The sequence below is a fragment of the Burkholderia sp. Bp9031 genome (genome assembly GCF_003857965.1).
In the GTDB taxonomy this organism is placed as follows: Bacteria; Pseudomonadota; Gammaproteobacteria; order Burkholderiales; family Burkholderiaceae; genus Burkholderia; species Burkholderia ambifaria_A.
Genome location: NZ_QTPW01000023.1, coordinates 113342 through 121603, shown reverse-complemented (window position 1 = coordinate 121603; position 8262 = coordinate 113342). Strand labels below are relative to the sequence as shown.

Below are 8262 nucleotides of genomic sequence, written 5' to 3'. Positions count from 1 at the left end.
GCCACCCGGTCGCCGCGGCCGTCGCGGTCGCGAACCTGAAGCTGCTGCGCGACGAAGGGATCGTCGAGCGCGTGAAGCGCGATATCGGGCCGTACTTTCAGCGCCGGCTGCGGGAAGCGCTCGGCGATCATCCGATCGTCGGCGAGATCGCGGGGACGGGGCTCGTCGCGGGCGTGCAGCTTGCGCGCGATCGCGACCGGCGCGAGCGGTTCGACGCCAGCGTCGATATCGGCACGATCTGCCGCGACTTCTGCTTCAACGGCAACCTGATCATGCGCGCGACCGGCGACCGGATGCTGCTGTCACCGCCGCTCGTGATCCGTGCGGCGGAGGTCGACGAGATCGTCGACAAGGCGAAGCGCGCGTTCGATGCGACTGCGGAGCGGGTGAGGCGTGGAGGGTAAGTTGTCGCGTCGTCTCGACTGCATGTGGTCGAAGCGTTATCGCCCGTCGAACTTGTTCGACAGCGCAAAGAACCGGGCAGGGGAGGCGGGCCGCGGAAAAGCGACCGCAAAACGAAAAGGGCCTGCGTCGTGAGACGCAGGCCCTTGAATTCTTTGGTGGGCGGTACTGGGATCGAACCAGTGACCCCTGCCGTGTGAAGGCAGTGCTCTACCGCTGAGCTAACCGCCCAAAGAAGCTAAAATTATGTCAGAGCTTTTCGGGTTCGTAAAGCACTTTCTTCAAATATTTTTCAGGGCCGCGCAAAAAGCCCGTCAGCCGGCCGTCGACGGCTCGTAACGCCGCACCGGTTCAGCCCGCGAGCACGGGCAGCGCGTCGATCGATGCGCGCACGTAGTCGGCGAAGCGCAGCGCGACCGGTTCGGCGGTGCCGCTGCGCTTGAGCTCGAGCGTACGCGATTCGAGCGACGCATCCTTCAGCGGCCGGAACGCGAGCCGGTCGCTCTTCACTTGCTGCAGCACACGCGGCACGAGCGCGATGCCCATCCCGAACTCGATCATCGACAGGATCGTCTGCCACAACCGCGCCTCGTGACGGATCAGCGGACTGAATCCCGCATTCACGCACTGCGCGATGATCAGGTCGTGATAGTGCGGCGCCGCGTCGCGCGGAAACAGGATGAACGGCTCCGCGGCCAGCGCGGCGAGGGCGAGCGGGGCCTGACGGCGCCGTGCGAGCGGATGCGCGGCCGGCAGGCAGCACACGAACGGTTCCGCGTAGACGGGCGTCGACTCGACCTCGGGCGGGCAGTGGCTCCAGTGCGCATAGCCGAGATCGATCTGGCCGCGCTGGATCGCCTGCACCTGCGCCTGCGTGTTCATTTCGCTCAGCACGATCTCCACGCCCGGGTAGTCGGCCTCGAAGCGCCGCACCGCATCGGGCAGCCCGCGATACAGCATCGAATGGACGAAGCCGATCCGCAGCCGGCCCGCGAGGCCGGACGCGGAGCGCACTGTCAGACGCTCGGCCTCTGCCGCCTGCAGCAGCAGCCGGCGCGCTTCGCCGAGCAGCACCGCGCCCGCGTTGGTCAACGCGACCGTCTTGTTGGTGCGCGAAAAGAGCTGCACGCCGAGCGCGTCCTCGAACTTGCGGATGTCGAAGCTCAGCGCCGGCTGCGAGATGAACAGGCGCTTCGCCGCGCGCCCGAAATGCAGTTCCTCGGCGACCGCCACGAAGTAGCGCAACTGCCTCAGTTCCATCCTGTCCCCTCGTCGCATCGGCATCGATAAGCGCCGTCTATCGTACCGGATAAATCCTGTATTGGACGCTTATCGATCGCGCGCCTACGCTCTGCTGAACGCCTGGCACCAGCCGCCCGCGCCGCTAAGGCGCGGGCACCGGCCGGCAGCCGGGCCACCATGGAGACGCATGCATGAACAACACCGCTCGCACGCCGGACGCCGGCGCATCCGGCAACATCCCCGATAGCCGGGGCATCAACTTCTTCACGGCTGATCCCGATCTCGGTGCCTTGCTGAAGCTGCACTTAGGCGCCACCCGTTACGCACGACTCGAACCGCAACTGCTTGCGCTCGGCGCGCGCGTGTCGGGCGAGCTCGACGAATGGGCGTCGCGCGCGGACAAGCATCCGCCCGTGCTCGAGCACCGCAACCGGCGCGGCGAGGCCGTGCAGCGGATCGACAAGGACCCTGCGTATGTCGCGCTCGAACGCGTCGCGTATGCCGAGCTCGGGCTCGCGTCGCTGAGCCACGGGTCCGAATCGGTACCGCCGCTCGTCAAGTACGCGCTGACGTTCCTGTTCGTGCAGGCGGAATTCGGGCTGTGCTGCCCGGTCAGCATGACCGATTCGCTCACGCGCACGCTGCGCCGTTTCGGCGACCCGGCGCTCGTCGCGCGCTACCTGCCGATGCTCGCGTCGCGCGATTTCGACACGCTGTTCCAGGGCGCGATGTTCATGACCGAGCAGGCGGCCGGCTCCGACGTCGGCCGCATCGCGACGCGCGCGGCGCACGAAACGGATGCGCGGGGTGGGGCGGTGTGGCGCCTGTACGGCGACAAGTGGTTCTGCTCGAACGCGGACGCCGACCTGGCGATGGTGCTCGCGCGACCCGACGGCGCACCGGACGGCATCAAGGGGCTCGCGCTGTTCCTGCTGCCGAAGACGCTACCGGACGGCACGCGCAACCGCTACCGGATCGTGCGGCTGAAGGACAAGCTCGGCAGCCGTTCGATGGCGAGCGGCGAGATCGCGCTCGAAGGCGCGCAGGCCTGGCTGATCGGCGAGATCGGGCGCGGCTTTCACCAGATGGCCGACATGATCAACATGTCGCGGCTGTCGAACGGCGTGCGCGCGGCGGGGTTGATGCGGCGCGCGCTGAACGAGTCGCTGCACGTGGCCGCGCACCGCACCGCGTTCGGCCGCACGCTGATCGAGATGCCGCTGATGCAGCGCCAGCTGATGAAGATGCTGCTGCCCGCCGAGGCCGCGCGCGCGATGTTCATGCAGATCGCGCTGCTGCTGCCGCAGGCGGATGCGGGCGACGAGCAGGCCGCGCGGTGCGTGCGCATCCTGACGCCGCTGATCAAGTTCCGCGCGTGCCGCGATGCGCGCCGCGTGACGGGCGACGCAATGGAGGTGCGCGGCGGCACCGGCTACATCGAGGAATGGAGCGATGCGCGTCTCGTGCGCGACGCGCATCTCGGCTCGATCTGGGAAGGCACCAGCAACATCGTCGCGCTCGACGTCGCGCGCGCCGTGCAGCGCGAGCAGGCGCTCGACGCGCTGCGCACGTTCCTCGGTGACCAGCTCGGTGCGGCGCCGCTGCCCGACGCGAGCCGCGCGGCGCTGCGGCGCATTCTCGCGCGCGCATGCGATGCGCTCGCACGCGTCGCGGCGGAAGGCGACGACGCGCGCGTGCGGCAGGCCGCGTCGGCGCTGTACTACGCGAGCGCGGCCGTGCTGATGGCGTGCGAGGGCGTGCGGCTTGCGCCCGATTACCGGCGCCTCGCACTTGCGCACCTGATCGTGCGTCACAAGCTGCTGCCGGTCGACCCGCTCGCGCCGGCGTCGCGCGACGACGAAGCGCCGGCGTTCGACGCGCTGCTGCGCGGCACGCCGGTGCCGCTCGACATGGCGCTCGACCTGCTGCCGGAGGTCGAACGATGAACGCGACAAAAGAGACGAACGAGACGAACGAGCCGAAAGCGGCCCGTGGCGCACTGGACGGCCTGAAGGTCGTCGACCTGAGCCGCGTGCTCGGCGGCCCATACTGCACGCAGGCGCTCGCCGATCACGGTGCGACGGTGATCAAGATCGAGCCGCCGAACGGCGACGAGACGCGCGCCTGGGGGCCGCCGTTCCTCGGCGACACCGCGTGGTATTTCATGGGCGTGAACCGCAACAAGGAAGGGCTCGCGCTCGACCTGTCCCGCGACGAAGGGCGCGCGATCCTGTGGCGCCTGCTCGACGACGCCGACGTGCTCGTCGAGAACTTCAAGCCCGGCACGCTCGCGCGCTGGGGGATGGACTATGCGCGCGATCTGCAGCCGCGCTGCCCGCGCCTGATCCACTGCGCGGTGACGGGCTTCGGCGAGGACGGCCCGCTCGGCGGGCTGCCCGGCTACGACGCGGTGATCCAGGCGATGGCCGGGCTGATGAGCGTCAACGGCGAGCGCGACGGCGACGCGATGCGCATCGGGTTGCCGATCGTCGACATGGTCACGGGGCTCAACGCACTGGCCGGCATCCTGCTCGCGCTCGCGGAGCGCGAGAAGAGCGGGCGGGGCCAGTCGATCGACATCGCGCTATACGACTGCGGCGTGTCGCTGCTGCATCCGCACCTGCCGAACTTCTTCGGCTCGGGGCGCGTGCCCGAACGCAGCGGCAACGCGCATCCGAACATCGCGCCGTACGACAGCTACCGCACGGCGACCGTGCCGATCTTCCTCGCGGTCGGCAACGACCGGCAGTTCGCACGCCTCGTCGCGCATCTCGGCGCGCCGGCGCTTGCCGGCGATCCGCGCTTCACCGACAACCGCAGCCGCTGCGCGCACCGGCCCGAACTGAAGGCCGAACTCGAGGCACGGCTCGCCGCACATCCGTGCGAGCCGCTCGCGCGCGACCTGATGGCGGCGGGCGTGCCGTGCGGGCCGGTGCGTACGGTCGCCGACGTCGCGCGCGATCCGCATGCGCTGCATCGCGAACTGTTCGTGGAGCTCGGCGCGTATCGCGGCACCGCGTCGCCGGTGAAGCTGTCGCGCACGCCGGCGACCTATCGCTTGCCGCCGCCGGCGCTCGGTCGCGACACGCGCGCGGTGCTCGATCGTCTCGGCATCGATCCCGCGCTCCAGCAGCAACTGCTCGACGCCGGCGTGCTGAAGGTCGCACCCGACCAGACGTGACCGACCGACGCGTGCGCAGGTGAGCATTCCCGGCCGACGCAACGCAACGTAAAGCAGTGCAAAGCAACATCGCCAGCCGGCGGCGCAAGGCCGGCCATCCGGCAAGGCGCGCGCCAGTCGCGCCGCCGATCACAAACATGGAGACATCGATGAGCCGTCCGCAATCCCCGTCCGCCGTGCAACAGCCGCGGCCTGGCCGAGCCGCCTTCGCGGCGTTCGTCGGCACCACGATCGAGTGGTACGACTTCTACATCTACGGCACCGCCGCCGCGCTCGTGTTCGGCAAGGTGTTCTTTTCGAGCACGATGGACCCCGGCGTCGCGACGCTGCTCGCGTTCGTCACGTTCTGGGCCGGTTTCGCCGCGAGGCCGCTCGGCGGGATCGTGTTCGGGCATCTCGGCGATCGCGTCGGCCGCAAGACCGCGCTCGTGATCACGCTGGTGATGATGGGGCTCGCCACGACCGGCATCGGTCTGTTGCCCGGCTATGCGTCGATCGGCGTGTGGGCGCCTGCGGGCCTCGTCGTGCTGCGCGTGCTGCAGGGCATCGCGGTCGGCGGCGAGTGGGGCGGCGCGGTGCTGATCGCGAGCGAGAACGCGCCGAAGCATCGCAGCATCCTGTACGCGGCGTTCGCGCAGCAGGGTTCGCCCACCGGCAACCTGCTCGCGACCGCTGCCTTCTTCGCGCTGAGCGCGCTGCCGACGCCGTCGTTCCTGATGTGGGGCTGGCGCATTCCGTTCCTGCTGTCGGCGGTGCTCGTGATCATCGGGATGGTGATCCGGCTGCGGCTCGAGGAGTCGATCGACATGCAGCGCGTGCTCGCGCGCAAGCGTACGGTGAAGCTGCCGCTGCGCGACGTCGTGCGCGACCACTGGCCCGTCGTGCTGCTCGCGGCCGGCACGCTGCCGGTGATCAACGTCACGTATTTCCGCAGCACGTTCGCGCTGTCGTGGGCGACGAAGGAGCTCGGCTATGCGCAGGGCACGTTCCTCGGCATCCTGTCGATCTCGCTCGTCGTGCAGTTCCTGATGCAGCCGGTCGGCGCATGGTTCATGTCGAAGGTCGACATGCGGCGCGCGATGTGCTGGATCCTGATTCCCGAGATCGTGCTGATGCCGGTGATGTTCCATGCGCTCGCGACCCGGTCGTACTGGGTCGCCGTCGCGGGGATGTGCATCTCGACGATTCCGTCAGCGATGTTCTACGGCGCGGTCGGCGGCGTGCTCGCGCGCGTGTTTCCGGCCAACATCCGCTACACGGGCCTGTCGCTCGCGTATCAGCTGAGCGCGCTCGTCGTCGGCGGCGGCACGCCGGTGCTCGCGCAGGCGATCCTGAATGCGACCGGCAGCATCGTCGGCGTCGCGATCGCGTCGGGGCTGTATGCGCTCGTGTCGCTCGCGTGCATGCTCGCGCTGCTGAATCGCACCGGCTACCGCGCGGACGAGCTGTCGACCGCCGAGCGCAGCGATGCGGCCGAATGGGGCACCGAAAGCGCGAGCGCCGACGTTCCGGCCGGCAATCCCGCGCAGCCGGACGAGCGCGGCACGTTGAAACCGGCGGGGTGAGCCGGGCGAGCCGACCCGGTGGCATCGAATGCGCGGGCCGGAACGTATCGGCTCGATTCCGGGCCCCCCAAAAGCAAACGGCACCGTGCGATGCACGGTGCCGTTTGCGTTGCGTCGAGCGAGGCCGGCACGGCCGGCCTGCGTGATGCGCGGCGCTCAGCCTTCCGTCGGCGGCACGTAGCCGGACGCCTGGTCCGCGCCGTCGCCGAAGAAGTACTTCTCGGTCTGCTTCATCAGGTACTGGCGTGCGCGCGGGTCGGCCATGTTCAGGCGGTTCTCGTTGATCAGCATCGTCTGCTGCTTGAGCCAGCCTTGCCACGCTTCCTTCGACACGCTTTCGTAAATGCGCTTGCCGAGTTCGCCCGGCAGCGGCGGGAAATCGAGACCTTCGGCTTCCTTGCCGAGCTTCGCGCATTGGATCATTCGAGCCATCGTGTACTTCTCCTGTAATCGGTCTGGGGGAGGGCAGTCGTGCCTGCGCTCAGAGCTGCTTCATCAGCACGAGCGACTTGCGCTGCCAGTTATAGAGTTTGCGGCGGTCTTCCGGCAGGTCGTCGACGCTGACCTTGACGAAGCCGCGCTTGAGGAACCAGTGCTCGGTGCGCGTCGTGAGCACGAAGATGTGCGTGAGGCCGCGCGCGCGGGCGCGCTGCTCGATGCGCTTGAGCAGGCGCTCGCCGTCGCCCGAGCCCTGCGCTTCCGGCGCGACCGTGAGGCACGCCATCTCGCCGATCTTTTCCTGCTGGTACGGATACAGCGCCGCGCAACCGAACAGCACGCCATCGTGCTCGATCACCGAGAAGTGGTCGATGTCGCGTTCGATCTGGTGGCGGCCGCGTCGCACCAGCGTGCCGTCCGACTCGAGCGGCTCGATCAGCGACAGGATGCCACCGACGTCGTCCGGCGTCGCTTCGCGCAGGCTCTCGAGATTCTCGTACGAGATCATCGTGCCAACGCCGTCGTGCAGGAACAGTTCGAGCAGCATGCTGCCGTCGAGCGATTGCGGAATCAGGTGAGCCCGGGTCACGCCGCCGCGGCATGCGCGGATCGAGTGCTTCAGGAAGAACGCGTCGTCGCCCTGGATGTTGCCGGAATCGAGCAGTTCGGCGGCCGCGTCGAGCGACATTTCGCGGACCAGCCCGCCTTCGTCGTCGACGATGCCGGGCGCTTCGGTCAGGAAGATGATCTTGTCGGCGCGCAGCGCGATCGCGGCGGCCGACGCGACGTCTTCCATCGACAGGTTGAACGCCTCGCCGGTCGGCGAGAAGCCGAGCGGCGACAGCAGCACGAGCTTGCGGCTCGCGAGCGAATGACGGATCGATTCGGCGTCGATCTTGCGCACGATGCCCGTGTGCGCGAAATCGACCCCGTCGAGAATCCCCACCGGCCGTGCGGTCACGAAGTTGCCGGACACGACGCTGATGTGCGCGTGCGCCATCGGCGAGTTCGGCAGGCCCTGGCTGATCGCGGCCTCGATGTCGAGACGCACTTCGCCGGCCGCTTCCTTTGCGGATTCGAGCGCGCGCGCATCGGTGATGCGCAGCCCGTGCGAAAACTCGGATTCGACACCATGCAGGCTCAGCTGCTCCTCGACCTGCGGCCGCGAGCCGTGCACCAGCACGATCTGGATGCCCATCGCCTGCAGCAGCGCGATGTCGGACACGAGCGCGTTCAGGAGCCCCTGCTGCACCACCTCGCCGCCGAACCCCACGACGAACGTGCTGTTGCGGAACTTGTGGATATAGGGCGCGACGGAGCGCATCCAGTCGACGAACTGCGCGTGGCTGGCGGCCGAATCGTCGGCGGCCGGCGGTGTCGCGGCGCCGGTCTGGGCGGGAGGGAGGTCGGTTTGGGAATTCATGGGCGGGATTA

At 68.7% G+C, this 8262-nt stretch carries 7 protein-coding genes and 1 tRNA gene; 4 read left to right on the top strand and 4 right to left on the bottom strand.

From position 1 onward, the window contains the following. The coding region (locus tag DIE15_RS25805) for an aminotransferase class III-fold pyridoxal phosphate-dependent enzyme (RefSeq protein ID WP_124834677.1) at nt 1-404 on the top strand (404 nt) is incomplete at its 5' end. A 154-nt stretch (nt 405-558) separates the two neighbouring features. Here DIE15_RS25805 and DIE15_RS25800 read toward each other — a convergent pair. Together DIE15_RS25800 and DIE15_RS25795 are read right to left on the bottom strand one after the other, a co-directional pair. Continuing rightward, a tRNA-Val gene (locus tag DIE15_RS25800) sits at nt 559-633 on the bottom strand. A 120-nt stretch (nt 634-753) separates the two neighbouring features. After that, on the bottom strand, nt 754-1662 hold the full coding sequence (locus DIE15_RS25795; protein WP_124834676.1) for a LysR substrate-binding domain-containing protein: 909 nt from the start codon (nt 1660-1662) through the stop codon (nt 754-756). Nucleotides 1663-1835: 173 nt separating this feature from the next. On the opposite strand from DIE15_RS25795, the gene DIE15_RS25790 reads away from it, so the two are divergent. The 3 genes from DIE15_RS25790 (at nt 1836) to DIE15_RS25780 (ending at nt 6390) form a co-directional block, all read left to right on the top strand. Continuing rightward, nucleotides 1836-3590, top strand: coding sequence for an acyl-CoA dehydrogenase family protein (locus DIE15_RS25790; protein ID WP_124834675.1), 1755 nt, complete (start codon nt 1836-1838; stop codon nt 3588-3590). Next, the gene (locus DIE15_RS25785; protein WP_124834674.1) at nt 3587-4825 is read left to right on the top strand and encodes a CaiB/BaiF CoA-transferase family protein; all 1239 of its coding nucleotides are present in this window, start codon (nt 3587-3589) and stop codon (nt 4823-4825) included. The genes DIE15_RS25790 and DIE15_RS25785 overlap by 4 nt, the downstream gene beginning before the upstream one ends. A gap of 149 nt (nt 4826-4974) precedes the next feature. Beyond that, nucleotides 4975-6390 (top strand): MFS transporter, encoded by a 1416-nt coding sequence (locus tag DIE15_RS25780; protein WP_057929188.1) that lies wholly within the window; start codon nt 4975-4977, stop codon nt 6388-6390. A gap of 156 nt (nt 6391-6546) precedes the next feature. Here DIE15_RS25780 and DIE15_RS25775 read toward each other — a convergent pair whose 3' ends face one another. Together DIE15_RS25775 and argA are read right to left on the bottom strand one after the other, a co-directional pair. Next, complete coding sequence (locus DIE15_RS25775; protein ID WP_006478357.1) at nt 6547-6822, bottom strand: oxidative damage protection protein; 276 nt, start codon at nt 6820-6822, stop codon at nt 6547-6549. 49 nt (nt 6823-6871) lie between these two features. After that, nucleotides 6872-8251, bottom strand: coding sequence for an amino-acid N-acetyltransferase (gene argA, locus DIE15_RS25770; RefSeq protein ID WP_057929163.1), 1380 nt, complete (start codon nt 8249-8251; stop codon nt 6872-6874). Between the last annotated feature and the right edge of the window lie 11 nt (nt 8252-8262).

Coding starts and splice junctions, on each gene's coding strand:
- DIE15_RS25780 (WP_057929188.1), top strand. CDS start 4,975: ATGAGCCGTCCGCAATCCCCGTCCGCCGTGCAACAGCCGCGGCCTGGC.
- DIE15_RS25775 (WP_006478357.1), bottom strand. CDS start 6,822: ATGGCTCGAATGATCCAATGCGCGAAGCTCGGCAAGGAAGCCGAAGGT.
- DIE15_RS25795 (WP_124834676.1), bottom strand. CDS start 1,662: ATGGAACTGAGGCAGTTGCGCTACTTCGTGGCGGTCGCCGAGGAACTG.
- DIE15_RS25785 (WP_124834674.1), top strand. CDS start 3,587: ATGAACGCGACAAAAGAGACGAACGAGACGAACGAGCCGAAAGCGGCC.
- DIE15_RS25790 (WP_124834675.1), top strand. CDS start 1,836: ATGAACAACACCGCTCGCACGCCGGACGCCGGCGCATCCGGCAACATC.
- argA (WP_057929163.1), bottom strand. CDS start 8,251: ATGAATTCCCAAACCGACCTCCCTCCCGCCCAGACCGGCGCCGCGACA.